At 62.0% G+C, this 26049-nt stretch carries 22 protein-coding genes; 10 read left to right on the forward strand and 12 right to left on the reverse strand.

Features of this window, described 5'->3' with window-relative positions; genetic code table 11:
• Nucleotides 1-44: 44 nt before the first annotated feature.
• The gene (locus EOC94_RS29950; RefSeq protein ID WP_095489487.1) at nt 45-848 is read right to left on the reverse strand and encodes a DsbA family protein; all 804 of its coding nucleotides are present in this window, start codon (nt 846-848) and stop codon (nt 45-47) included.
• Nucleotides 849-920: 72 nt separating this feature from the next.
• Nucleotides 921-2315, reverse strand: coding sequence for a M48 family metalloprotease (locus EOC94_RS29955; RefSeq protein ID WP_127295109.1), 1395 nt, complete (start codon nt 2313-2315; stop codon nt 921-923).
• A 191-nt stretch (nt 2316-2506) separates the two neighbouring features.
• Here EOC94_RS29955 and EOC94_RS29960 point away from each other — a divergent pair, with 191 nt between their 5' ends.
• Complete coding sequence (locus EOC94_RS29960; RefSeq protein WP_127295111.1) at nt 2507-3655, forward strand: aminotransferase class I/II-fold pyridoxal phosphate-dependent enzyme; 1149 nt, start codon at nt 2507-2509, stop codon at nt 3653-3655.
• A 5-nt stretch (nt 3656-3660) separates the two neighbouring features.
• The gene (locus EOC94_RS29965; RefSeq protein ID WP_164759084.1) at nt 3661-4590 is read left to right on the forward strand and encodes a glutaminase; all 930 of its coding nucleotides are present in this window, start codon (nt 3661-3663) and stop codon (nt 4588-4590) included.
• Between the two features lie 90 nt (nt 4591-4680).
• On the opposite strand, the gene EOC94_RS29970 is transcribed toward EOC94_RS29965, so the two are convergent.
• Nucleotides 4681-7608, reverse strand: a complete 2928-nt coding sequence (locus EOC94_RS29970; protein ID WP_127295113.1) for a ribonuclease E/G — start codon at nt 7606-7608, stop codon at nt 4681-4683.
• 674 nt (nt 7609-8282) lie between these two features.
• Between EOC94_RS29970 and EOC94_RS29975 the strand changes: the two genes are divergently transcribed.
• The 6 genes from EOC94_RS29975 to EOC94_RS30000 all read left to right on the forward strand — a co-directional run bounded on the left by EOC94_RS29975 (nt 8283) and on the right by EOC94_RS30000 (nt 15788).
• The gene (locus tag EOC94_RS29975; RefSeq protein ID WP_127295115.1) at nt 8283-9545 is read left to right on the forward strand and encodes an N-acetylmuramoyl-L-alanine amidase; all 1263 of its coding nucleotides are present in this window, start codon (nt 8283-8285) and stop codon (nt 9543-9545) included.
• Between the two features lie 211 nt (nt 9546-9756).
• Nucleotides 9757-12213 carry a penicillin-binding protein 1A gene (locus tag EOC94_RS29980; RefSeq protein ID WP_127295117.1) on the forward strand — a complete coding sequence of 819 codons (2457 nt, stop codon included), beginning with the start codon at nt 9757-9759 and terminating at the stop codon, nt 12211-12213.
• Between the two features lie 142 nt (nt 12214-12355).
• Nucleotides 12356-13487, forward strand: a protein-coding gene (prfB, locus tag EOC94_RS29985) for a peptide chain release factor 2 (protein ID WP_101954579.1) whose coding sequence is annotated in 2 segments (ribosomal slippage) — nt 12356-12421 and nt 12423-13487 — 1131 coding nt in all. Because the reading frame shifts where the segments join, the coding sequence is not laid out codon by codon here.
• 444 nt (nt 13488-13931) lie between these two features.
• Nucleotides 13932-14318: a hypothetical protein gene (locus tag EOC94_RS29990; protein WP_127295119.1), complete on the forward strand. Its 387-nt coding sequence runs from the start codon at nt 13932-13934 to the stop codon at nt 14316-14318.
• A gap of 171 nt (nt 14319-14489) precedes the next feature.
• On the forward strand, nt 14490-14858 hold the full coding sequence (locus EOC94_RS29995) for a GFA family protein (protein WP_095489479.1): 369 nt from the start codon (nt 14490-14492) through the stop codon (nt 14856-14858).
• A 279-nt stretch (nt 14859-15137) separates the two neighbouring features.
• Nucleotides 15138-15788 (forward strand): OmpA family protein, encoded by a 651-nt coding sequence (locus tag EOC94_RS30000; protein ID WP_095489478.1) that lies wholly within the window; start codon nt 15138-15140, stop codon nt 15786-15788.
• A gap of 113 nt (nt 15789-15901) precedes the next feature.
• Here the strand turns inward: EOC94_RS30000 and EOC94_RS30005 are convergent, their stop codons facing one another.
• Nucleotides 15902-16174: a DUF2798 domain-containing protein gene (locus tag EOC94_RS30005; protein WP_127204406.1), complete on the reverse strand. Its 273-nt coding sequence runs from the start codon at nt 16172-16174 to the stop codon at nt 15902-15904.
• A 36-nt stretch (nt 16175-16210) separates the two neighbouring features.
• Nucleotides 16211-17095 (reverse strand): NmrA/HSCARG family protein, encoded by an 885-nt coding sequence (locus EOC94_RS30010; protein WP_127295121.1) that lies wholly within the window; start codon nt 17093-17095, stop codon nt 16211-16213.
• A gap of 127 nt (nt 17096-17222) precedes the next feature.
• On the opposite strand from EOC94_RS30010, the gene EOC94_RS30015 reads away from it, so the two are divergent.
• The gene (locus EOC94_RS30015) at nt 17223-18116 is read left to right on the forward strand and encodes a LysR family transcriptional regulator (RefSeq protein ID WP_127295123.1); all 894 of its coding nucleotides are present in this window, start codon (nt 17223-17225) and stop codon (nt 18114-18116) included.
• 193 nt (nt 18117-18309) lie between these two features.
• On the opposite strand, the gene EOC94_RS30020 is transcribed toward EOC94_RS30015, so the two are convergent.
• Together EOC94_RS30020 and EOC94_RS30025 are read right to left on the reverse strand one after the other, a co-directional pair.
• Nucleotides 18310-19950, reverse strand: coding sequence for a DEAD/DEAH box helicase (locus EOC94_RS30020; RefSeq protein WP_185928355.1), 1641 nt, complete (start codon nt 19948-19950; stop codon nt 18310-18312).
• 191 nt (nt 19951-20141) lie between these two features.
• Entirely contained in the window at nt 20142-20915 is a 774-nt protein-coding gene (locus tag EOC94_RS30025; RefSeq protein ID WP_126106734.1) for an NAD kinase, read from the reverse strand.
• A 253-nt stretch (nt 20916-21168) separates the two neighbouring features.
• Here EOC94_RS30025 and EOC94_RS30030 point away from each other — a divergent pair, with 253 nt between their 5' ends.
• On the forward strand, nt 21169-21333 hold the full coding sequence (locus tag EOC94_RS30030) for a hypothetical protein (RefSeq protein WP_245458044.1): 165 nt from the start codon (nt 21169-21171) through the stop codon (nt 21331-21333).
• 38 nt (nt 21334-21371) lie between these two features.
• Here the strand turns inward: EOC94_RS30030 and EOC94_RS30035 are convergent, their stop codons facing one another.
• Genes EOC94_RS30035 through EOC94_RS30055 form a run of 5 tightly spaced genes read right to left on the reverse strand, consistent with a single transcriptional unit; the run spans nt 21372 to nt 25968 of the window.
• On the reverse strand, nt 21372-22133 hold the full coding sequence (locus EOC94_RS30035) for an MBL fold metallo-hydrolase (RefSeq protein WP_127295125.1): 762 nt from the start codon (nt 22131-22133) through the stop codon (nt 21372-21374).
• A gap of 3 nt (nt 22134-22136) precedes the next feature.
• Nucleotides 22137-23201 (reverse strand): ABC transporter ATP-binding protein, encoded by a 1065-nt coding sequence (locus EOC94_RS30040; protein ID WP_127204401.1) that lies wholly within the window; start codon nt 23199-23201, stop codon nt 22137-22139.
• Complete coding sequence (locus EOC94_RS30045; RefSeq protein WP_127295127.1) at nt 23198-23980, reverse strand: ABC transporter permease; 783 nt, start codon at nt 23978-23980, stop codon at nt 23198-23200. The genes EOC94_RS30040 and EOC94_RS30045 overlap by 4 nt, the downstream gene beginning before the upstream one ends.
• A gap of 1 nt (nt 23981) precedes the next feature.
• Nucleotides 23982-24848: an ABC transporter permease gene (locus tag EOC94_RS30050; protein ID WP_127295129.1), complete on the reverse strand. Its 867-nt coding sequence runs from the start codon at nt 24846-24848 to the stop codon at nt 23982-23984.
• A 13-nt stretch (nt 24849-24861) separates the two neighbouring features.
• Nucleotides 24862-25968 carry a spermidine/putrescine ABC transporter substrate-binding protein gene (locus EOC94_RS30055; RefSeq protein ID WP_127295131.1) on the reverse strand — a complete coding sequence of 369 codons (1107 nt, stop codon included), beginning with the start codon at nt 25966-25968 and terminating at the stop codon, nt 24862-24864.
• Nucleotides 25969-26049 lie beyond the last annotated feature (81 nt).

The raw sequence follows: 26049 nt of genomic DNA on the forward strand, positions 1-26049 counted from the left end.
ACAACAGGTGGAAAAAACGGCTTGCGCCGAAAACAAGCGGTCGATCAGAGTGCGGCCTTGGCCGCCTCGATCTTCTCCGCCAGCACTTCCTGCCCGAGCGCCCCGAATACCACCTCGTTGCCGACCACATAGGAGGGCGTTCCGGTGATAGCCAGCTTGTTGGCAAGGTCATAGGTCTTGGAGAGGGCCTCGGCGATCGACGGGTCCTTCATCTTCTCGCGCAGCGCCGCTTCGTCGGCGCCGAGCGAAAGCGCTACCTTGAGGGCCGCCGCCTCGGTGGCGCGTCCCTGGCCGCCGAGCAGCGCGTTGTGGAACTCGCCGTATTTCTCCGGCATCATCAGGTGGAAGGCCATCGAGACGACGCTCGCCTTCTGCGAATCCGGGCCGAGGATCGGAAACTCCTTGAGCACGAAGCGCAGGTCCGGATCGGCTGTCGTCAGCGCCTGCATGTCCTCCATGGCGCGTTTGCAGTAGCCGCAATTGTAATCGTAGAACTCGACGATGGTGACCTTGCCGTTCGGATTGCCGACGACGCCGTCGAAGGTCGAATTGAAGATCTGGTCCTTGGCATTTTTGATGACGCTGAGGCTGGCAACCTGCTGCGCCTCCTTCTGCTTGGCCTCGAGCGCTTGCTGCGCCTCCAGCAGCACTTCCGGGTTCTTCAAGAGGTAATCGCGGATGATGCCCTCGACTTCGGCCCTGTCGATCTTGGTGTCGGCAGACGCTGCCTGGGCGATCTGCGCGGCATCGGCCTTTGCCGCCTGCGGACTTCCGGTCACGAACCCGAAACCCAGCATGGCGAGAGCGACCGCCACTCCCGTGGTGCCTAGCAGAATTGCCTTGTTCATGGTCCTCGATCCTCTTGCCTGGTTTCCGGCCCAATTGGTCCGACTATATGTCGCCGCGCATGGCCGGAAGGTTCACTTTTTCTTGCCTGATGGTGCGTAGTTTATGATGTCCTGCGCGCGGATCCAGCCCGGCTCGCCGCGCTTCATTTTCATCTGCGCGCGCATTGCGAAGATCTTGGCATCCTTATAGGCGCCGGAATAGAAATGGCCTTCGGCGGTCGCAAGGTCGGCGGCCGGGATTTTGCCGAGCTCGCCATAGGCCTGCGCCAGATAGCGATACCCAACCGCGTTTTCCCGGTCGCGCCCGAGGCCTTTGTTGATCTGCACCACCGCTTTCTCCAGGGAATCGGGCGTGCCGACGGCCATCAGCGCCTGGCCGTAGGAGACCGGCAGCAGCCCGGATCTGGCCGGATCGAGGCTGACCGCCTTGGCATAGGCTTCCGCTGCGTCCCTCGGCTTGTTCGCCTTCATCAGGACGTCGCCGCGCAATTCCTGGAAATAGGGGTTTTTCGGCTGTGCCTTGATCAGTGCGTTGGTCTTGGCAAGCGCTTTGGCCAGATTGCCATAGAGATAGGCCGTCTGCGCGTCACCATATTGCGAGGCGAGGCTGCCCGGGTTTTTGCGCATCAGCCGCGATGCGGCAGCCTGGCCTTCCATGTAGGCGGCGATCTTGATGCGCATCATGTCGTGCCGCTGCTGCAGTGCCGGCGGATCGACCTTGTCGACATAGGGGCTCTGCTTGACCAGCACTTCGAGATTGGCGATGCGTTCCCGCGGCAGCGGATGGCTGATCCGGTAGGGATCGACCTGCGCCCCCGACAGCGAGAGCGCGCTCTGGAAGCGGTCGAAGGTTTTCAGCATGCCCATGCCGGACTGGCCGGTGGCATTGAGATAGGTTATCGCCGAGCGGTCGGCGGTCATCTCCTCGGTGCGCTGATAGGCGAGGATACTGCGCTGCGCCATCTCGCCGCCGCCAGCCGCAACCCCCATGCCGGCGCCGGCGAGGCCCCGGCTTTTGGTGGTGGCGCCGGCGACGACGGCACCGGCGCCAAGCAGTGTCGCGATGATTGCCATCGTCTTGGCGCGTTCGAGTTGGTTGCGTAATTTTTGCTGGTGCCCGCCGGCAATGTGGCCGGCCTCATGGGCGATGACGCCGATGATCTCGTTGGGCGTCTCCGCCGACATCAGGGCCCCGGTGTTGATGAACAGACGAGACCCGGCAACGAAAGCGTTGAAACTCTGGTCGTTGACCAGCACGATGTCGACGCCGTCTTCCGGCAGGCCCGCGGCCCTGAAGATCGGCCGCGCATAGTCACGCACCAGCGCCTCGATCTCGGCATCGCGCACGACCGGCACGTTTTGCGCGAAGGCGCTGACCGTGCTGGTCACGGCGACCGTCGCGGCAAGCGAAAGCGTCGCGAAGACGTGCGCTGCCCTGGCAATCGTCGATTTGGGTCGATTCAACATGGCAGGTCCACTGGTAGACGAGCGGGCGGAGGATGAAAAGTCGGCGCCGAAACTTTACTGAACTTGTGATCCTCACATCAATCGGGCATTTGTGCGGCGCGGGACGCCAAAGCTCGGCACCGGCAGCCGGCAAGTGCCGTCCCAAGGACTGACCCAGGGCCGACCCAAGGGCCGACAAGGAATGAGGTCAAATGGTTGTATCGCTTTCGCGTCGCGGCGAAGTCGAGCCGTTCCACGCCATGGACATTCTGGCGGAAGCGAATCGGCTGAAGGCTAAGGGCGTTCCGGTTGTTTCCATGGCCGTTGGCCAGCCGTCCGATCCGGCGCCGGCCGGGGTCAGGGAAGCGGCGACGAACGCATTGAAGATGGGGCGCATCGGCTACACCGACGCACTGGGTCTTGCGGGCCTGCGCGAGGCAATCGCGCAGCACTATGCGGACCACTACGGGCTTGACGTCTCGCCCGGCCGGATCGCCGTCACCACCGGATCGTCGGCCGCCTTCAACCTGGCCTTTCTGGCGATGTTCGATCCAGGCGATCGTGTCGCCATCGCCGCACCCGGCTATCCGGCCTATCGCAACATCATGGCCGCGCTCGGCATCGAGATCGTCGAGATCGAGCTCGACGGTGATGCCTATCTCCACGCTGAACACCTGAAGGCCGCGCATCGCGAAAAGAAGCTGAAGGGCGTGTTGTTCGCCAGCCCGGCCAATCCGACCGGCGCGATTATCCCCGCCGACGAGCTGTCGGCTCTGGTGACGACGGCGGAAGAGCTCGGCATTGCCGTGATCTCCGACGAGATCTATCACCGGCTGGCTTATGCTGCGCCGGACACCACGGCGCTTGCCTACGGCCGTGACATGACGGTGATCAATTCCTTCTCGAAATATTACTGCATGACCGGTTGGCGCATCGGCTGGATGGTGCTGCCGGAACAATTGGTGCGGCCGGTCGAGCGCATCGCCCAGAGCCTTTACATCTCGCCGCCGGAACTGTCCCAGATCGCCGCGATCGAGGCATTCAAGGCGACTGGGGAATTGGAAGCGGTGAAGGCGCGCTACGCCTGGAATCGCGAGCTTTTGATGAAACGCCTGCCCGAACTCGGCTTTGCGCTGGCGGCACCGATGGATGGCGCCTTCTACGCCTTCTGCGATGTCACCAGGCACACCAACGACAGCATGGCCTTCGCGCGCAGGATGCTGGCCGAGGCGCATGTTGCGGCGACGCCCGGCCGCGATTTCGATCCGCTGCAAGGCCATCGAACCATGCGCTTTTCCTATGCCGGCAGCCACGACGAGATGGTCGAGGCGATGGCGCGCATCGAACGCTGGCTGAAGTAGCGCGAATGCCGGACCTTGAACAAGCTTTGACCGAAGTTGCCGCCGAAATGGCGGAGCGCACGGATCGCGGCGATGTCGCGACCTACATTCCGCAACTCGGCAAGGTCGATCCGAAGAAGTTCGGCATTGCCGCCGTGACCAATGACGGTCGCGTGCTGATGGCGGGCGACGCCGATGAGCCGTTTTCAATCCAGAGCATTTCGAAGGTGTTCACGCTGACATTGGCGCTCGGCAACGTCGGCGACGCGCTGTGGCAGCGTGTCGGGCGCGAGCCTTCGGGCAACCCGTTCAACTCGATCGTCCAGCTCGAGCATGAGAACGGCATTCCGCGCAATCCGTTCATCAATGCCGGCGCCATCGTCATTTCCGACATTCTGCTCGCCGGCCACCAGCCGCGCGAGGCGATCGGCGAGATCCTGCGCTTCATCCAGTTCCTGGCCGACGACGAGACCATCATCATCGACCGCGAAGTCGCGGCTTCGGAACGCGCCACCGGTTTTCGCAATTTGGCGCTTGCCAACTACATGAAATCCTTCGGCAATCTCAACCACGCGCCGGACCTGGCGCTGGGCGTCTATTTCCACCATTGCGCCATCGCCATGAGCTGCCGGCAACTGGCTTTGGCCGGCCGCTTCCTCGCCAATGGCGGCAAGAACCCGGCGACCGGCCATTCCGTGGTGTCGGCCGAGCGCGCGCGCCGCATTGGCGCGATGATGCTGACTTGCGGTCATTACGATGGCTCCGGCGATTTCGCCTTTCGCGTCGGCATCCCGGGCAAGAGCGGCGTCGGCGGCGGCATATTGGGGGTCGTTCCTGGTGTGGCGTCGCTCGCCGTCTGGTCGCCCGGCCTCAACGCCAACGGCAATTCCAGGCTGGGATCGATCGCGCTGGAAAGGCTGGCGAAAATGATGAACTGGTCGATCTTCGCGCCATAGCGTTGGGATCTCAGGCAAGAAAAATCCCGCGCCGTCTTTGGATGGCGCGGGATTTTTTTGTCAGAAGATCAGTCTAATCAACTGAAAGGCTTAGAAAAAACCTTTCTTCTGCCACCAGCCGGCACGCTTCGGCTTGTCCTCGGTCTTTGCCTCGTCGGCAACGGTCGAGGACACGATCGGCTCAACCGGAGCATCAACCGGTGCCGGCTTGCGTCGCGATGGGCGGGCCTTCGGCTTTTCGTCGATGGCGGCCACGGCTGTTTCCTCCGAAGCAGGTGCGGGAGCTTCGGCGGAGGCTTCCGGCTCGGCAACCGGTGTCTCGGCGACGGCGTCTGCTGCAGCCTTCTTCGGCTTGGCGGCGCGACGCGGCTTCTTCGGCTTCTCGGCGCTCGGCGTGTCGTCGTTGGCCGGAGCAAGGTCCGCAGGCTCTTCGACCGGCGTTGCTGCTACCGGCTCGCTGGAGACGGACTCCAAGACGTCGCCTTCGGGACTGTCAGCCGCCTCGGCAGTGCCTGCATCGACCTCGCCTTCGCCGTCTTCACGGCGATTGCGCTTGCCGCCGCGCTTGCCACGCCGGCGCTTCTTGCCCTGACCGTCATCCGACGCGTCCACCGCCTCGGTAACGCCGACCTGCGCCTCTTGGTCTGCTTCGGCGCCTTCATCGTTTGAGGCTTCGGAGACGCCATCGGCGGTGGCCGAGAGGGACGCGCCTTCCACGGGGGCGCCATGCTCGCGGTCGCGATCCTTGCCGCCGCGCCGTCTGCGGCGCTTGCGACGCTTGCGGTCGCGGCCTTCGCCATCCTCGGCGAGCCTTGGCTGCTGCGGCTGCTGGGCCTGGCGCGGTTGCTCGGCCGGTGCAACAGCCTCGTCCTCATCCTCCTCGATGACGATTTCGTCCGCGGGCTCTTCCGGCTCGACATAGGCGGGCAAGGTGCGCACCTCGACGAAGCCTTCAGGCTTTTCCGCCAGCGCGCCGCGGAAGATCGCATAGTGCTGGGCGCCGACCGTGTCGTCGGCTTCGACGGTGATGGTCAGGCCGAAGCGGCTTTCGAGCTCCACAAGCGTGCCGCGCTTGTGGTTGAGCACATAGAGCGCGGTCGCCGCCGGCGTCCGCACCGTGATGTGGCTGCGCGAATCCTTGAGCAGGAATTCCTCGATCGCCCGCACCACCATCAGCGCGACAGACGAATCGGACCTGACATGGCCGGTGCCGCCGCAATGCGGACACGGCTTCATCGTCGATTCCAGCACGCTGGCACGGATGCGCTGGCGCGACATCTCCATCAGGCCGAAATGCGAGATGCGGCCGACCTGGATGCGGGCGCGATCGTTCTTGAGGTGATCCTTCAGCCGCTTCTCGACGGAGCGGTTGTTGCGGTTCTCCTCCATGTCGATGAAGTCGATGACGATCAGGCCGGCGAGATCGCGCAGCCTCAGCTGCCGTGCGACTTCCTCGGCCGCTTCCAGATTGGTGTGAAGCGCCGTGTCCTCGATCGAGTGCTCCTTGGTCGAGCGGCCCGAATTGACGTCAATGGCGACCAGCGCTTCGGTCTGGTTGATGATGATGTAGCCGCCGCTCTTCAGCGTCACCTGCGGCTGCAGCATGCGGTCGAGCTGCGCTTCGATGCCATTGCGCACGAAGATCGGCGTCGTGTCGCGGAACGGCTGCACGACTTTGGCGTGGCTCGGCATCAGCATGCGCATGAAGTCCTTGGCCTCGCGATAGCCCTCTTCGCCGGAGACCTGGATCTCGTCGATGTCCTTGTTGTAGAGGTCGCGCACCGAGCGCTTGATCAGGCTGCCTTCCTCGTAGACCAGGGCAGGGGCCGTGGACTGCAGCGTCAGATTGCGGACGTTTTCCCAAAGCCGCATCAGATATTCGTAGTCGCGCTTGATCTCGGCCTTGGTGCGGCTTTCGCCGGCCGTGCGCAGGATGACGCCCATGCCCTGCGGCACTTCGAGATCGGCGACGACCTCCTTTAGTCGCTTGCGGTCCTGTGCATTGGTGATCTTGCGCGAGATGCCGCCGCCGCGCGCCGTGTTCGGCATCAGCACCGAATAGCGGCCGGCAAGCGACAGATAGGTGGTGAGCGCCGCGCCCTTGTTGCCGCGCTCTTCCTTCACGACCTGCACCAGAAGGATCTGCCGGCGCTTGATCACTTCCTGGATCTTGTACTGCCGGCGCACCGGCTTGCGGCGATTGCGCGCTTCTTCCAGCGCATCCTCGGCGCCGACCGATTCGACCTCATGGTCGTCCGAATGCGAGGAATGCACCTCTTCCAGCATGCCGCGATCATTGTCGGTGGACGTGGCTTCTCCGGTCGTCTCCGCCCGGGGCATGGCTTCGGAAATCACATCCGCTTCGATGCTGGCGGCAATGGAATTGGGTCCGCCTTCCGAAGGCCCAGTCTCATCATGACTCGTCTCATCACGACTCGCCTCATGACTGGCGACCTCGCGATATTCCGAAGTCTCGGGCGCCGTATCCACATTTTCGGAAACGGCATCGACGCTCTCCGCGCCCGCATCTTCGCCACTCTCATTGGAGCCGTTCTCGCTGGAATCGGCAGAAACGGGGGAATCGACAGAATCGTCGGAATCGGCCGCACCTGCATCACGCTTGTGCTCGCCTCGGTCGCGGCTCTTGCCACCGCGCCGGCGCCCGCGCCGGCCGCGATCGCGGCTCTGGCGGTCGTCGCCTTCGCCGTCCTCATCGTCCTCGTCTTCAGCCTCCTGCGCTTCCGCGCGCAGCAGCGCCTGACGGTCGGCGACCGGAATCTGGTAGTAGTCGGGATGAATTTCACTGAAGGCGAGGAAACCGTGACGGTTGCCGCCATATTCGACAAAGGCTGCCTGAAGCGAGGGTTCGACGCGGGTTACGCGGGCGAGGTAGATATTTCCTTTGAGCTGCTTCTTGTCCTGGGATTCAAAGTCGAATTCTTCAATACGGTTACCGCGAACGACGACAACGCGTGTTTCCTCCGGGTGGGAGGCGTCTATCAGCATCTTGTTGGGCATTATTTCGTTTCCCCCCGGCAGCCGTCAGCCGCAGCTTGCGGGGCAAAGCCCGCCGCTGTGAGTGTGGATGAACATGGGTGCCGGGCAATTGAATGTCCGCCGGCCGCTGCCTTAGCGCCATGGCGGTGCCGCCCGCAGCCATAATGGCGCGGTTTGCTGCGGACCTTTCCATGATTGCGCTTGAAGCCATCGTAACCAGCAGAACCTTTTTGAACCAAAGCCCGGGAAAACCGGACCAGCTTGTTTGCTCGTACAGAGCCGGCGCGGGACAATCCCGGCCGTTTTCCTCACGCAGGCGTTTCCCCCGCCACGGGCTCACACCTGCGAAATTCGTCGCGATCACCTGATACCTTTTTCGCCTGAAGCGAAAGGAGCCGTCGTTCATCTGACCTGTAGCGGGAAGCTGCGGAGAAGGACGGTTCCAGGATTGCAGTGATCCACCATCGCTTTTATGATTTGGCGGGTTGGAAGGCAACCCCGATTTCGGATGCCGGCAAAAAGCGGTTCCGCAACGGAAGCACGGCTTTAAGCCTTTGGATGAAAAGGCTTGGTTAACCTTCTCTGGATACCAATCGTTAATCGAGTTCGCGGCCTAGCCGGCATTTCGACAAGACGCCGACACTCCGACAAGTAAGATTGGGCGCCTGGCGCCAAACCGGAGCGACTGGAAAGAGATGGGACTGGCAGTCTTCACGCACAAGGGCGGTCGTGCCAGAGACGATCTCTTCCACGCCGCTTGTCTGCTGTTGCTGGTTGTCGCTTGCCTGGCTTCTTCGCCTGTTTCCTTTGCTGGCGACGCGCCGCTTACCGCGACGACCTATAAAATGGCGGGTGACGCCACCAAGATGCGCATCGTCATGAATTTCGACCGCGAGCCCGACGTCAAATGGTTCCTGCTGCGTGGCCCCCACCGTCTGGTCGTCGACCTGCCAAGCACGAAATTTGCCATCAATGCCAAGGATGTGAAGGCGCGCGGCCTGGTCAGGGGGGTGCGCTACGGCGATCTCGGCGAGGGAGTGTCGCGGCTGATTCTCACCGGCAAGGGCCCGTTCGCCGTCGACAGGCTCGACGTGCTCAAGAATGAAGACGGCAACGGCTACCGCATCGCCATCGACATGTCGGCGGCGTCCGCGCGGGAGTTCGACGCCGCCCTTGCCAATCAGGCGCTGACCACCGGTTCGACGATCTCCCCCGACAAGGGCGGCAGGGTCGGCACCGGGCCGATCTCCAATCCAGGCCGTCGCTTCACTGTTGTCATCGATCCAGGCCATGGCGGCATCGACGGCGGCGCCGAGGGCCTGAACGGCACGGTCGAGAAGAACGTCACGCTCGCCTTCGCCACCGAGTTGCGGGCCAGACTTGCCGCAGTCGGCAAGTACGACGTGTTCATGACGCGCGAGACGGACCAATTCCTGCGGTTGGACGACCGCGTGCGCATTGCTCGCCAGCACGAGGCCGATCTGCTCATTTCGATCCACGCCGACACGATCAGGGTCAAGGGCCTTCGCGGCGCAACCGTATACACGGTCTCCGACAAGGCGTCCGATCCCGAAGCGCAGGCGCTCGCCGATCGTGAAAACCTTTCCGACCAATTCGCCGGCATGGAGATCAAGGACGATAACAAGGAAGTGACCGACATTCTGATCGACCTGATTCGCCGCGAGACGCATAGTTTCTCGATGAGTTTCGCCCAGACTTTGGTCGGCCAGCTTTCCACCAGCGTCGGCCTCATCAACAATCCGCAGCGTTCGGCCAGCTTCAAGGTGTTGAAGGCGCCAGATGTCCCCTCCGTGCTGGTCGAGCTCGGCTATCTGTCGAACGCCAAGGATGAGGCGCAACTGCTCAGTGCCGATTGGCGCGGCAAGGCGGCCCAGAGCATAACCAATGCCATCGCCCTGTTCGCTTCAGCCAGGGTCGGAGCAGGAACCGGAGGCTGAGATGCCAGCCGTCGCCCACAACCAGAGGCAGCGTTGCACGACAACAACACCCCGTACTTATTTCCCCGATTCGAGACCGAAATTCCGTGCTGCCGCATTTTCCCCACATGGTGGCGACATGGGTTTTCGATTACTGGTCGGGATTATCTCGAAAGCTTGCGCGAAAGGCGGCTTCGTTTAGGAGATTCCCGAACCAAGGACTGGAGCGGGCATGATTCGTCTCATTGGCTATTTCTTCGGCATCGGCACGGCTCTGGCCCTTTTGGTCGCGGCGGGCGTGGCGATCTATATCAGCCATTTGTCGAAGGATCTGCCCGACTACGAGGTCCTGGCTAAGTATGAACCGCCAGTGACGACCCGCATCCATGCGTCCGATGGTGCGCTGATGGCCGAATATGCGCGCGAGCGCCGCCTGTATTTGCCGATCCAGGCGGTGCCGGATCGTGTCAAGGCGGCCTTCCTGTCTGCCGAGGACAAGAATTTCTACAATCATCCCGGCATCGATATGACCGGCCTTGGCCGCGCAATCATGGTCAATCTGCAGAATTTCGGCTCGGGCAAGCGCCAAGTCGGCGCCTCGACGATCACCCAGCAGGTGGCGAAAAACTTCCTGTTGTCCTCGGACCAGACTTACGAGCGTAAGATCAAGGAGATGATCCTCGCCTTCCGCATCGAGCAGGCCTATTCGAAGGATCGCATTCTCGAGCTCTACCTTAACGAGATTTTCTTCGGACTTGGCGCCTACGGCGTCGCCGGCGCAGCACTCACCTATTTCGACAAGGCGGTGAATGAGCTCACCGTGGCGGAGGCGGCCTACCTGGCGGCTTTGCCGAAGGGCCCCTCCAACTATCACCCGTTCAAATATGCCGACCGCGCCATCGAGCGCCGCAACTGGGTCATCGACCAGATGGTCGGCAACGGCTACGTCACGCCCGAGGAAGGCGCCAAGGCCAAGTCCGAGCCGCTCGGCGTCAAGCCACGCCGCTCCGGCACCTATCTGTTCGCCGGCGAATACTTCACCGAGGAAGTGCGTCGCCAGATCAGCGCGCGCTACGGCGAGAATGCGCTCTACGAGGGCGGCCTGTCCGTCCGTACGACGCTCGATCCCAAGATGCAGCTCATCGCCCGCAAAGCCATGCAGAACGGCCTGATGAAGTTCGATACGCTGCGCGGTTATCGCGGGCCGGTGAAGACCATCAGCGTATCCGGCGACTGGGGCGTGCCTTTGAGCGAAGTCAAGGGACTTGACGACGTGCCCGAATGGTCGCTCGCCGTCGTGCTCGACAGCTCGGAGAGCGGCCTGTCCATCGGCCTTCGGCCGACGCGGCAGATCTCGGGCGAACTCGTCAAGGATCGCATCGAAGGCACCGTCAGCCGCGAGGACATGAGCTTCGCCATGCGTCATGTAGTCGACGGCAAGACCGTCAAGGCCAAGTCGCCGGCGGATGTGCTGAAGCCGGGCGACGTCATCTTCGTGCAGAAGAAAGAGAGTACGGACGGAGCCTATATCCTGCGCCAGGCCCCCGAAGTTGAAGGCGGCTTGATCGCCATGGATCCGCATACCGGCCGTGTTCTGGCCATGGTCGGCGGGTTCTCCTACTCGCAATCCGAATTCAACCGTGCCACGCAGGCCATGCGGCAGCCGGGTTCGTCGTTCAAGCCGATCGTCTATTCGGCCGCCCTCGACAATGGCTATACGCCGGCTTCGGTGATCATGGACGGCCCGATCACCATCAAGAGCGGCAACACGACCTGGACGCCGAAGAACTACGATGGAAGGACAGCTGGCCCGGCGACCTTGCGGTCCGGCATCGAGAGGTCGCGCAATCTGATGACTGTGCGCCTGGCCAACGACATGGGCATGAAGCTGGTCGCGGAATATGCCGAGCGCTTCGGCGTCTATGACCGTCTGGCGCCGTACCTGCCGATGGCGCTGGGTTCGGGCGAGACCACCGTGATGCGCATGGTGTCGGCTTATTCGATCATGGCCAACGGCGGCAAGTCGATCAAGCCGACGCTGATCGACCGCATCCAGGATCGCTACGGCAAGACGGTGTACAGACAGGACGAACGCGGCTGCGAAAATTGCAACGCCGCCGAATGGCAGAACCAGCCTGAGCCGGAACTGGTCGACAATTCCGAGCAGGTGCTCGATCCGATGACCGCCTATCAGATCACCTCGATGATGGAGGGCGTCGTAGAGCGCGGCACCGGCGCCACCGTCGCCGAACTCGGCCGCCACATCGCCGGCAAGACCGGAACGACAAACGACGAGAAGGATACCTGGTTCATCGGCTACACGCCCAATCTCGTTGTCGGGCTTTACATGGGCTACGATCAGCCGAAAGGTCTTGGCAAGGGCGCGACTGGCGGCGGCCTCGCCGCGCCGATCTTCAAGGACGTCATGCGCGTGGCGCTGGACGGCACGCCCAATGTCGATTTCAAGGTCCCCGAAGGCATGAAGCTGATCGCCATCAATCGCAAGACCGGCATGCGCGCCAACCCAGGCGACGCTGGCGCCTTTATCGAAGCCTTCAAGCCGGGCACCGGCCCCGCCGACAGCTACTGGGTAATCGGCATGGATGCGGACGGCTCCAACGCCTCCGGCGGTTCGCTGTCGCCACAGGCCAACCAAGCCATCCAGTCCGGCGGCGGCGGGCTCTATTGACATAGGATATGGCATTCTGGGCCGGCTTTCGAGCCGGCCCATTTCGCTTTACAGGCGGCGGTGCCGTCCCTATGTATCGCGCCAACGCAAGCTCTGTTTAAGCAATAGGGCACCATTTCAACACAGGACAGAACAGCCAGCCATGCGCGCGGAAACGCAGAACATTGTCGACGAAATCAGGCAGGCGATTACCCTGCTGAGGAGGCATCTTTGACTGGGATCAGGCCATAAAGCGGCTTGAATACCTGAACGTGCGTGCCGAGGATTCGAGCCTCTGGAACGAGCCGCTGGAGGCGCAGAAGCTGATGCGTGAGCGCCAGGGCCTCGAGGACGGCATCGCCGCAGTCAAAGGCCTCACCCAGGCGCTGGAAGACAATATCGGCCTGATCGAGCTTGGCGAGGAAGAGGGCGACGAGAGCGTCGTCGCCGAGGCGGAAGCGGCGATCCGCTCGATGCGCGGCGAGGCAAAGGCGCGCCAGATCGAGACGCTGCTTTCGGGCGAGGCGGACGCCAACGACAGCTATCTCGAGGTCCATGCCGGCGCCGGCGGCACCGAAAGCCAGGACTGGGCCTCGATGCTTCTGCGCATGTACACGCGTTGGGCCGAGCGGCGCCGCTTCAAGGTCGAGGTGCTGGAAGTGCATGACGGCGAAGAGGCGGGCATTAAGTCCGCCACGCTGCTGATCAAGGGCCACAATGCCTATGGTTGGCTGAAGACGGAATCCGGTGTCCACCGTCTCGTGCGTATTTCGCCCTATGACAGCAATGCGCGCCGCCACACGTCGTTCGCCAGCGTCTGGGTCTATCCCGTGATCGACGATACGATCGAGATCGACGTTTCCGAATCGGATGTTCGCATCGACACCTATCGTTCGTCCGGATCGGGCGGCCAGCACGTCAACACCACCGATTCGGCGGTCCGCATCACCCATCTCGCCACCGGCATCGCGGTCGCCTGCCAGGCCGAGCGCTCTCAGCACAAGAACAAGGCGAAGGCCTGGGAGATGCTGCGCTCGCGGCTCTACGAGGAAGAGCTGAAGAAGCGCGAGGCGGTGGCGAACGCCACCGAAGCGTCGAAGAGCGATATCGGCTGGGGCCACCAGATCCGCTCCTACGTTCTGCAGCCCTATCAACTGGTGAAGGATCTGCGCACAGGCGTCGAGAGCACAAGCCCGTCGAGCGTGCTGGACGGCGACCTCGACGACTTCATGGAGGCCTCGCTGTCGCAGCGCATCGAGGGCGGCGCCGGCGAGGTGGTGGCCGATATCGACTGAAGCTCCTATGCACCAACGCAGCAGCAACATCACGCTTGAGTAACAGGCTCTCACTCTAATTGAGCGGTCGCTTTATAGCTTTGTTTTTTCATCGAATTTTTCACAACAGCTTCTACCTCGGGGGTAGATGCTGCCGGCCTGCCGGCGCCTAGCCCGGAACCACTGCGAGCTGAATCTCGTTATCTGCAATCCCGTCTGCCGGGGTTGATGAAGTCACTCTCGTCAACCCCGGCAGTCTGGTTCCGGCTGCAGATGTCGGCGCTCGGCTTGCACAGCAATTTTCTTGCGCCAACAAAGGAATCAGCCCAGCATTCGAAGGCTGGGGGAAAAAAGCATTTATGGCCGGACGCGGCGTATCTGCGACCTGACGATCCGGCCACTGGGAAGACACGATCCGGGAACGGGCAAGCGAAACGCTTGAACTCGTTGATAGGAACTGCGCCCATGCCTGCTTTCACAACCCGACCGGCCTCAGCCGTCCAGACGGCGCGCCGCCTCCTGAATTCAATCATCGCGGTGGTGGCTCTGACGGCCGCCACCATGACATTTGCAGTGCCTGCTTTGGCGCACGACGCCAAGCCGACCGCGGCGAGGCCGCAAGGCTGGAGTTATCCGTTCTCCTGTTGCTCGGGCTATGATTGCCGCGCCGTCTCGCAGACCTCGATCAGCGAGCGTCCAGAGGGCTACGTCATCAAGGGGACAGGCGAGGTCGTGGCCTACAGCGACACACGGATCAAGAATTCGCCCGATGGCGAATATCACTGGTGCTCGGTCGCCGGCGCCAACGACGGAAAGACCATCTGCCTGTTCGTGCCGCCGTCGTCGTTTTAGTGCATGTCGCCCAAAAGTGCGCAGCGGTTTTGAGATGACGACTTGCATCAAAAAAGATTGAAGCGCCACGCGTCTGACGCAGGCAAGCGAGTTTGCTGCAGACGGTTGTCAGAAGCGTCTCTTTATGTTGCCTTGCCGCGCGGGCGGCAGGCAATCGGGAGGAAGGCGTTCATGACCATAAAGGCAAGCTGCCACTGCAGGGCGACGACATTCGAGGTCTCGCAAGCGCCGCAGACCGTGACGCAATGCACCTGTTCTTTCTGCTCGAAGCGCGGCTCGTTATGGGCCTACTACACCCCGTCGCAATTCAAGCTCACCAGCCCACTCAAGAATGTCTCATTCTACCAGTGGGGGTCGAAAACGATCAAACACGGTTTCTGCGCCACCTGCGGCTGCGGCACCTTTACCGAAACGCCGGACTGGTCGACCGGCAAGCCGGATTTCGACAATCCGAAGATCAGCGTGAACTCGCGCCTGTTCGACGATTTCGATCTCGATCAGGTCGAGGTCGTCGTCATCGACGGCAAGAATCTCTGGTAACCGATAGTCTCTGGTAGCCGATCAAAATTGCGCAATATCGCGGCCGTGGAATTTGACCGGGAAAAGCCATAGCCAGCCGCGTTCCCGTTCCATTTTTCGCCGCATTTCATGTTACAAGACATTAGAGCGACGTGCCTCCACTTGGACGCACAAAGTACGCTCTAAGACTTTGAATCTATGCATCGTGCCTTCCGAAATCGATGATTTTCGGGTCGATGCGACGGAAGGGCTGATGCGGCGCGCCGTCGGTGGGACCGCGGACTGGAGAGGGACTACCCAATGAAAAAGACTGTGCTCGTCGCCGTGGCGACGGCTGTACTCGTGAGCGCCTGCACCACCACCGATCCGTATACCGGAGAGCAGAAGGTTTCCAACACTGCGGCCGGCGCCGGCATCGGCGCGCTGGCGGGTGCGGGGCTCGGCCTGCTTGCCGGCGGCAACGATCGCCGTAATGCGCTGATCGGCGCTGGCGTCGGCGCGCTCGCCGGCGGCGCCATCGGCGCCACCATGGACCAGAACGAGGCCGAACTGCGCCGGCAGCTTCAGGGCTCCGGCGTCAGCGTCACCCGCACCGGCGACCAGATCATCCTCAACATGCCGTCCGACATCACCTTCAACGTCGACCAGGATGCGGTGAAGCCCGGCTTCTATCAGGTGTTGAATTCAGTCGCACTTGTGCTGAACAAGTTCCGGCAGACCACGGTCGACGTGTTCGGCCACACCGATTCGACCGGTGGCGATCAACACAATTTCGACCTGTCGCAGCGCCGCGCTTTGGCGGTCGCCAACTATCTGTCCGGGCAGGGCGTCGATTCCCGCCGCTTCGCCGTCACCGGCTTCGGCAAGACGCGTCCAATCGCTTCCAATGCGACGGCCGACGGCCGTGCCCAGAACCGCCGTGTCGAGATACAACTTTCACCGCTCACCTGAGCAAGACAAAATTAGAAGACGGCATTGAACATGAGAACGGCCCCGCAAGGGGCCGTTCTTGTTTGCTTTTCTTTTGCTGAACCGACGAAACGTCGGTGCCCGTCGCTTCGTTTTCAGGGTCGGACCGACTGATCGACAATTGCCGCAACGATCCGGCGCACGATCGGAAGGACAATCAGCAGGCTCGGAAACGCAACAAGCCATGATACGCCCCATGCGTATGACCAGGTCGCTACGAAACCGTTCGTCCAGCCGGTGCCGATCGCCGTCGAAACCGCCGAGATGATGCAGGTCATGAGGATTGAAAGAACGAACGGCATAACCACTGCACTGTAGGAAGGCGGCAGTTTTCTCAGCTTCAACGTCTTGTGCGGTGATGCTTGCATGGAAATCTCCTAGTCAGAAAATGTTTGTGGGCGCGATCAGGCGACCTGTGCCGTTTGCAAGGCTAGTTCTCGGATAAAGCTTCGTAGCGAACGCGGCTCGCGGCCCAAGGCGCAGCGCAACGTCAGGCTGTTTCCGCCGAGACCATATTTGGCGTAGTGTTCATGGACTTTAGCCAGCAGCTGCAATTGGCGGTCATCGTAGGGAAGACGGGTATTCGCCGCCCACTCACCAAAGGTCGGCTCGCCAGCAGAAATGGACCGGCCAAGTTCCTCACTCATCATTGAAACGATCTCTTCCCGGCTATGCATACCGTCCGCGCACAGTTCAAGCGTCGCATAAGACAACCGCGCTTCGGTCAATGCGATCGCTGCCACTTCGGCGACATCGCGGTAATCGACACGCGCCAGCTTTGCTGTCTTTGGAAACGGTTCCGAGAAAACGCCGTCCCTAACGATGGACGGCCAGGCTGCTGCGATGTTCTGCATGAAATTGGCAGGATGCAAAATGGTGTATTCCATGTTCGTCGAGTAGAGAGCATCTTCGACCGGCACCTTGCTCGCATGGTTTTTTAGCCTCGTATTGGTCGGCTGGATCACCGACGAGAAGACGAATTTTTGAACGCCCGCTCGTCCAGCGGCCTCGACCATGGCAACACCCATGGCTGTTTCGTCGGGGGCAAAGGCCGGTCCGATGTGGAAGACGCCGTCGACGCCCTCGACGGCATTTCCGAGGCTCTGAGGGTTGCGCAAATTGCCGGTCACGACCTCGGATGCCCCGAGCCTCCGGGCCTTTTCGGCGTTCGCAGGGTCGCGAATGAGTGCTCGAACAGTGGCATTGCGGCGGATAAGCTCAGGCACGACAAATCCGGCAAATCGGCCTGTTGCGCCCACGACCAGGACGGTTGGATCGGGTGCTCGCATGACAATTCCCTTCGATGAAACCTGCCCTTTCGGGATTTCTTCCAGGGAAATAAAACGTCGCGAACAGCGTTACAATTATTTGGCTTTGCGATAGTTTCTCTCGATTTTCGAGAGAAACGGAGATGTCATGAGCCGGATAGACGATTTTGAAGCTTTCATGGCAGTCGTCGAGCACGGAAGTTTGACGGCCGCCGCACGCCGGCTGAACCGCTCACTGCAATCGATCAGCCGGTCTTTGGCGACGCTGGAGGAATCCGTCGGGGTCGAGCTTGTACAGAGAACGACGCGCCGTTCGACACCAAGCGAAGCTGGGGCGGCGTTTTTCCACCGCATCAAACCCGCCATCGACGAAATAAACGACGCAAGACTCCAAGCCGCCAACCAACGATCGGAACCATCGGGCATCTTGCGCGTGGGCGCGCCAGTTCTGTTCGGCCCGGATTTCGTAATACCTGTCATCGCCGACTACATGCAGATGCATCCTCAGGTCGAGGTTGACCTCCAGCTCGCCGACGGATTTGTCGACCTTGATGCCGAGGGCCTCGATCTGGCAATACGGATCGGCAATTTGCCGGATTCCAGCTTGCGAGCCAGACGCCTGGGCGCGTTGCGGCGCGTCGTGTTCGGCTCGCCTTCCTACTTTGAACGCCGTGGCCGACCAACGCATCCCTTTGAACTGAGCAAGCACAGTTGCATTGTTCGAACCTCCGACCAGCGTCCAGGCGAATGGATGTTTCAGATCGAGGGGAAACCTCGGGCGTTGAAAGTGGCTGGCAGTTTTCGATCCAATTTGATGGCACCGATCTATGCGGCCGCAGTTCACGGATTGGGTTTGGGCTACTCGCCCCTTTGGCAGATAAGGCATTTGGTGGATGATGGCCGCCTAGAGGTGGTTTTAAGCGACTTCGAGCCGGTGCCAGTGCCGATGCATGCCGTGTGGCCGGAAGGCAGATCATCTTCAGCCAAAGTTCGCGCGTTTCTGGATATGTTGCCGTCCCGCCTGGAATTCAAAAATCTGTAGCCACCGGATCAGGCAAGACAACGCGGCGCGGTCGACGGCCTCGTGGTCATGGCGGCCTCGACCCCGCCTAGGACTAGAACCGACACGCTGAGATCCAGCTTTCGCGCCGCCAACCTGAACAAAGCAAATATCAGACATGAAAACGGCCCCGCAAAGGGCCGTTTTCGTTGGCATTTGAGAATTTCTGCTGTGATCAGACCTTGGCCACGATGCGCATGAAGGCGGGCATATCGTCGCCGAAGCCGACGGTCGCATCATTGTCTTCCTGGCGATTGCGGGCAGGGCGATTGCCGTCGCGCTGCGGCCTGGTGTCGCCACGTTCCGGCGCACGCTGTTCGTTGCGATTGCGATCGGGCGAAGCCTTACGCTCGGGTGAAGCCTGGCGTTCGGGTGAAGCGTGGCGTTCGGGGGAGGCTTGGCGCTCGGTATTTTCCGAGCGGATCGCTTCCTTGCGCGCGCGCCGCTCACCGGCATCGGTGACTGCGGTCTCGGCCATCACTGGCTCGCCCGTCGTATCCGGTGCTGCATCTTCGCTTTGCCTGGCGTGGCGTTCGCGCGGTTTGCGTTCGCCCCTGTCCTTGCGGTCGTCGTCCTTGCGACCGGCGCGGCGCGGCGCGCCGCGGCCACGGCGGGGAGCATCGTCCTCTCCGCCCTCGCTGGCGACGACCGTCGACAGATCGCCGTCATGCCACTCGATCTTGTTGCCGATCAGCCGTTCGATCGCGTCGATGTATTTCGTGTCGGACTTGGTGGCGATGGTGAAGGATTTGCCCGAGCGGCCGGCGCGGCCGGTGCGGCCGATGCGGTGGACATAGTCCTCGGCATGGATCGGCACGTCGTAATTGAAGACGTGGCTGACATCGGGGATGTCGAGGCCGCGCGCGGCAACGTCCGACGCAACGAGGTAGCGCAGTTTACCGTCACGGAAATTGGCCAGCATCTGCATGCGCGCGCGCTGGTCCATGTCGCCATGCAGCGCGCCGGCGTCGAAATCATATTTCAGCAGCGACCGGAAAAGCTCCGAAACCTCGACCTTGCGGTTGCAGAAGATGATGGCGTTCTTCAGCTCGGCGTCCTCGGCCTTTATCAGATTGCGCAGCGTCTCGCGCTTATCCCAGGGTTTTGAGCCGGATTTCACCAGTCGCTGGATGATGTTGGTCGCGGCCGACGCGGCCTTCGAAACCTCGACGCGCACCGGCGCGTGCAGGAATTTCTCGGTGAGCTTGGTGATCTCAGGCGGCATCGTCGCCGAGAAGAACAGCGTCTGCCTCGTGAACGGGATCATTTCGCAGATGCGCTCGATGTCGGGAATGAAGCCCATGTCGAGCATGCGGTCGGCCTCGTCGATGACGAGGATCTCGACGCCGTTGAGCAGAAGCTTCCCGCGCTCGCGGTGGTCGAGCAGGCGGCCGGGCGTCGCGATCAGCACGTCGGCGCCGCGCTCCAGCTTCTTGTCCTGCTCGTCAAAGGACACCCCGCCGATCAACAGCGCGATGTTGAGCTTGTGGTTCTTGCCGTATCTGATGAAATTTTCTTCGACCTGCGCGGCAAGCTCGCGCGTTGGCTCGAGGATCAGTGTGCGCGGCATGCGGGCGCGTGCCCGGCCTTTTTCGAGGCGGGTCAGCATCGGCAGCACGAACGAAGCCGTCTTGCCGGTGCCGGTCTGGGCGATGCCCAAAATATCCTTGCCGAGCAAGGCATGCGGGATGGCGCCCGCTTGGATCGGCGTCGGCTCGGTGTAGCCGGCATCGGTGACTGCGGAAAGGACCTTCGGCGACAGGCCGAGGTCTGCGAAGGTCAACGCTTCTTGAGCGATCTGGGCGTCTGAGGACAAGTTTGGCTGTCTTTGGCTGGTTCGGGGGCGCAACGTAAGCAGTCGCGGCAAGCGCCGCGCGCCTGCAAGATTGGTATTGCAGGTAGGCGCAAGCCCACGATTTGTCAACAGAAACGGGCGGGGAACGGCATGATTGTGAAGTCGTAACCTTAATCGCGATGCTTAATCGAGCTGTCGGTCGCTGTACCGGCTCAGTAACGGAACTGTTCGGCGAGAATGCGCTCGTTCCACGAATGGTTGGGATCGAACAGCAGCGTCGCAGTCGCCGTCGGTGATTCCCTGACCGTGACCGTGGTCACCCCCTTGACCTCGGTGTGGTCGGCGGCGGCATTCACCGGCCGTTTTTCCGGCTCCAGAATTTCAAAGCGCACGACCGCCTTGTTGGAGAGCAGCGCGCCGCGCCAGCGGCGCGGGCGGAACGGACTGACCGGGGTCAGCGCCAGCAGCGGTGCGTCGAGCGGCAGGATCGGCCCGTGCGCGGACAGATTGTAGGCGGTCGAGCCGGCCGGCGTCGCGATCATCACACCGTCACAGTTCAATTCCTCCAGCCGCACTTGCTCGTCCACGGTGATACGGATCTTGGCCGTCTGGTAGGATTGGCGCCACAGCGCAACCTCATTGATCGCCAAGGCCGAAATCGTTTCGCCCTCTGCCGTCACCGCCTGCATCTCCAGCGGACGGATCGTTTCGGCAACGGCCGCCGCGATGCGCCCCGTCAAACCGCTGGCGCGGTATTCGTTCATCAGGAAGCCGATGGTGCCACGGTTCATGCCGTAGACCTTTTTTCCTGTGCTCATCGTGTCGCGCAAGGTCTGCAACAGGAAGCCGTCGCCACCCAGGGCGACGACAATCTCGGCATCCTCGATGGATGCCTGGCCATAGCGCGCCGACAGGCTTTCCAGCGCCGCATTGGCGTCAGCGGTGCCGGACGAGACGAAGGCGAAACGGTTGGCGGCTTTGCTCATGGCTCCCCAATGGCGACCGGTTGCTGGGGCCGCGCCAGCGCCGGGTTAGCATGGGCGGGCAAATCTGCAAAGGCAGGCATGTGCTGAGTTCTACACAGTGCCGGGAAGCGCGCCGGCCAGGCGCTCGCGCATCGTGTCGAGTGACAAGCGAATGTGATGGTTAAGACGGAGATTAAACTCTCGTAAAGCCGGATCGATCATGTTAGCCGGCAGTGGATGGGCGGCGTGGGGGCCAGCCAGTCGGACCAATCTATTGCCGGTAACACGCCTGATCATCATCGTCCTGATGCTGGGAAGTTTTGCTCTTGCCTTTGCCCAACTGGTGCGCCAGTCCGAAGAGACGAGTTTGAGACCCCAACCCACGGCTTCACGCTGCGGCGATGCCGCCGGCACGCCGTGCCCGCAAAGGGCGCTGTGAATTCGCCAAGCACCTCCCGCGATACGTGAGGCCGGTGCCTATCGCGCCTGCAGCAGATGGCAGCCGGCCTGCCGCTTTTGTGCGAGATACTCCTCGATAAGCTGGCGATAGCGCACCTTGCCGAAACTCGGGAAATGGCCGCCATGCACGACCGCGATATCGAGCTCGCGCATCCGTAACAGCGTCTCGACATAGTCGTCGACGGCTGAATGATAGACATCGTCGATCAGCGGGCCGTCATAGATGATGTCGCCGGAAAGCAGGATGCCAGTCTTCTGCTCGTAGAGCGCGATGCCGCCGGGCGAATGGCCCGGCGTGTGGATCACCTCGAAGACACGGTCGCCGAGATCGATGATGTCGCCTTGCCCGAGCAAGCGATCGGCCGGCGCCGGCAGGATCCGGTAGCGCGCCGTATTCCAGCCCTGCGGCAGGCCGTCGAACATTGCGTCGGTCGCGTAGCGGTCGGCGACCGTCCATTCATTGCGAGGATCGGCGAGGATTTCTGCCTCGGCCGGATGCACGCAGCGGTCCGGAAATTCGTGATGGCAGCCGATATGGTCGAAATGCGTGTGGCTGGCCACGCAGGTGAGTTTTCGTTCCGTCACCAGCGGCACATGGCGCCGCAGGCTGAAATGGCCGAGGCCAGTGTCGAACAGCAGGTCGCGGTCGCGACCGCGCACATGCCAGATGTTGCAGCGGAAGAACGGCTTGATCCACGGCTCGTGGATCAGCGTCACGCCTTCGCCCATGCGGATGGTTTCATACCAATTCGGAGCGTCGATGACCGGAAGCGTGCCCATGGCTCAACCCGCCAGAGGGATGATGTCGCCAGCGTCGCACGAAACCGCAACGATGTCGCCCGGCCGGACGGCCGCAGCGGCGGGAACCCTGGCGATGAAGTGCAGCGCCGGGTCTTTCTCGGAGACGGCAAGCACGCGCTTGAAGCTGCCTTGAAACACAACGTCGCTCACCTTGGCTGTGCCGAGCCTTATAGCGCCGCTGGCCGCGCCGAGAACGAGATGCTCCGGACGGATGGCAAGGGCGACGGCCGTCCCGGCTAACGCTGTGCCGGGCAGCGAGAACGATCCAGTCTGCGTCGCGACAGTGGTTGTTCCGTCCTTCGCCTTCGTCACCGTTCCCGATATCAGCGTGCTTTCGCCCATGAAGGTCGCGGAAAACCGCGTCGCCGGCCGCGCATAGACGCGCTCGGGCGGCCCTTCGTCTTCGATGCGCCCGTCATTCATCACCACGCAGTGGTCGGCCAGCGCCATCGCTTCCTCCTGGTCATGGGTGACATGGATGAAGGCGGTGCCGACGCGTTTCTGGATTGCTTTCAGCTCGTCCTGCATCTGCCGGCGCAGCTTGAGATCGAGCGCGCCGAGCGGCTCATCGAGCAGCAGCACCGCCGGCTCGATCACCAGCGCTCGCGCCAATGCGACGCGCTGCCGCTGGCCGCCCGACAATTGGTGCGGCTTCTTGTCGAAGGCGGCGGCCAGCCCGACCAGCGCCAACGCCTCGCGCGCCCGCGCGGCACGTGTCGCGGCATCGACGCCTTGCATGCGCAGGCCGAAGCCGACATTGCCGCCGACGCTCATATGCGGAAACAGCGCATAGTCCTGAAACACCGTGGTCGTCGGACGCTTCGCCGGCGGCACGGTGGTGCAGTCCTCGCCGCGGATCAGCACCTTGCCTTCGCTCGGCGTGACGAAACCGCCGAGAATGGAGAGCAGCGTCGTCTTGCCCGAGCCCGACGGCCCGAGCAGGATGGTGTAGCTGCCCGGCTCGATTTGCAGCGACACGTTCTTCAGCACGGTGTGCTGGCCGAAGCGATGCGAAACAGAGCTTATATCGACCAATGGCGCGGTCATGCCGGCTTCCTCCGCAACAGCATCAGTTCGAACAATACCACCAGCACGATTGAGACGGCGAAGACCAGCGAGCCGACGGCGTTGGTCTTGGGATTGAGGCCTGAGCGGAGGAGGTTCCAGATCTCGACGGGCAGCGTGGTGTCGAAGCGCGTCAGCAGGAAGGAGATCACGAACTCATCCCAGGAGAAGGTCATCGACAGGAAAAACCCGGCGAAGATCGCCGGCGCCATCACCGGCACGGTGATCAGCAGCAGCACCTTCCATTCGGGCGCGCCGAGGTCGCGCGCGGCGCGCTCGATGTTGATCTGATGGTCGCCCATCTGGCTGTAGATGATGGCAAAGCACAGCGGCAGGTTGATCACGACATGGCCGATGCCGGCTGCAAGCAGCGATTTTGGCACGCCGGCCCAGTTGAACAGCACCAGCAGCCCCATGCCGATGATGAGATAGCTCACAGTCAGCGGCAGCGTGATCAGCCCGCGCAGCAGGGCCGAGCCCGGCAAGGCGAAACGTGCAAAGCCCCAGGCGGAGAGGAAGCCCAGCGTAACGGCGATAGCTGAAGAGAGGGCGGCCACTAGAAGCGAATTGACCAGTGCCGAGGTCAGCCGCGTGTCGGCGAGCACGGCGTCGTACCAGCGCAGCGACGGCCCGGTGAAGGGCGGGATCGGAAACGACGTCGCCTGCAGCGAAAACAGCACCAGCACGACGACCGGCAGGAAGATGAAGCCATAGATGGCTATGGCGTAGATCCAGGAGGCAAAGCGGACAAGAGCGCGCATCTCAGGCGCGCTCGATCTTCAGCCAGCGGGCGCAGGCGAGATAGGCGACAGTGACGACCGCCATGAGGATGATCGACAGCGCCGAGGCGAGCGGAAAGTCGCCGCGCCGGCCGATCTGCATCATCACCAGCTGCGGCATCAAAAGCTCGTTGTTGCCGCCGAGGATCTGCGGCGTGATGTAGTCGCCGATGCACAGCACGAAAGTGAGGAAGGCGCCGACCATGATGCCGGGGAGCGTCAGCGGCAGGATAACGTGCAGGAACGTCCGCACCGGCCCGGCGCCGAGATCGGCGGCGGCCTTGCGGTAGCTCGGGCTGAGTTGCTTCAGATTGGCGAAGATCGTCAGCGTCAAAAGCATGACGAAGAAATGCACGAAGCCGATGATTGTGGCCAGCCGTGTGTTGGCGAGCTGCACCGGCTCGCTGAACAGGCCGGAGCCGGTCAACGCGCGGTTGATCACGCCGTTCTGCGCCAGCACCAGAAGCCAGGAGTAGGAGCGCACGACATAGGAGGTCCAGAACGGCAGCACAGCCAGCATCAGCGCCAGCCGCTGCCAGCGCTCCGGCACCTGTTCGGCCAGGATCCAGGCGAAGGGGTAGGCCAGCAGCACCGAAACCACTGTGACGATAGCGGTGACCTGCAGCGAGTTCACCATCGCCTGCCAATAGGCCGGATTGGCAAAGAACTGGCTGTAGTTGGCGAGCGTAAAGCCACCGCCGTCATGCGCAGTCAGGCTGGAAAACCCCATAGCCAGGAAAGGCAGGACGAAGAACAGCAGCGTCCAGCCGAGCGCCGGCGTGACCAGCGCCCAGGGCAGGGCACGGCCCGCCCGGGGCAAGGCACGCCCGCTGTTTGTGGCAGCGCTCACGACCGGCGACCGGTCACTGCGCCTGCAGCATTTCGGTCCAGACGTCCTGCATCTTCTTGTCGAGATCGGCGTTCGGCGCCGGATAGGACTGGGCGCGGGCGAGGAAATTCGGCTGCTCGTCGAAGCGCAGAATCTTCTTCTGCTCGTCGCTCAGCGCCGCCTTGGCATTCGCCGGCATGCCCCAATAGCAGGCAGAGGTGGCAAGCCGCGCCTGGCCTTCAGGGCTCATAATGTACTGGATGAATTTCAGCGCCATGTCCTTGTTTTTGGAATCCTTGAACATCGCTAGCGACTGCGACCACAGCACAGCACCTTCCTTAGGAATAGAAAAGTCGAGGGCAGGGTTCTCCTTGGCCAGCCCGGCAGTCACCCATTCGCCACCGCCGACCAGTATGTCGACCTCGCCAGTCGCCAGCGCCGTCTGGCTGGCGGTCACCTCGCCGACCAGCTTGGCATTGGCCTTCATCTTGAGCAGCTCTTCCTTGATGGCAGGAAGGTCGGCTTCGGTCAGCTCGGCGGTCTTCTTGCCGATCGCCAGCGCTGCCATGCCGATGACCGGCAGGTAATAGTCATAGATGGCGATCTTGCCTTTATACTTGTCGCCGGTCAGCGCAGCCATCGACTGCATGTCGGCCGGATCGACCTTGGTCTTGTTGTAGCCGATCGTGTTGTAGCCGAATTTTTCGGTGATGCCGTAGCGCTTGCCGTCGACGACAGTGGAGCTATCCATCTTCACCTGGGGAAAGAGGTCGGCGAGCGGCAATTTGTCTTCCGGCAGCGGCTCGAACAGGCCTTTTTCCACGCCGCGCGGTATGTCGATGCTGTCGATCACCATCACATCCCAGTCGCCGGGCTGCGACTGTTCGACAATTGCCATGCCGGCGCCGGTGCCCTCGAATTCCTTGACATTGACCTTGACGCCATTGGCCTCCTCGAAGGGCTGCAGCAGTGCCGGGTCGGCGTGATCGCACCAGATCAAGGCGTTGAGATCCGCAGCCTGAGCGAGGCTGCCCGTCGCCAGCAGCAGTGCTGTCGAAGCACACGCGGCGTGGAGATGGCTCTTCAGAACGGAAACCGGATTCTTGGTCGTCGGATTCGGGGTCTTTGGATTGATAGACATCGAGTGTTCTCCCTTGCCTTTTTGGCTTCTGGTAAAAAATTGAACCAATTCTAAAATTGAGTCAATTATGTTTTTATGGCA

Source organism: Mesorhizobium sp. M6A.T.Ce.TU.016.01.1.1 (genome assembly GCF_003997065.1).
GTDB lineage: Bacteria > Pseudomonadota > Alphaproteobacteria > Rhizobiales > Rhizobiaceae > Mesorhizobium > Mesorhizobium mediterraneum.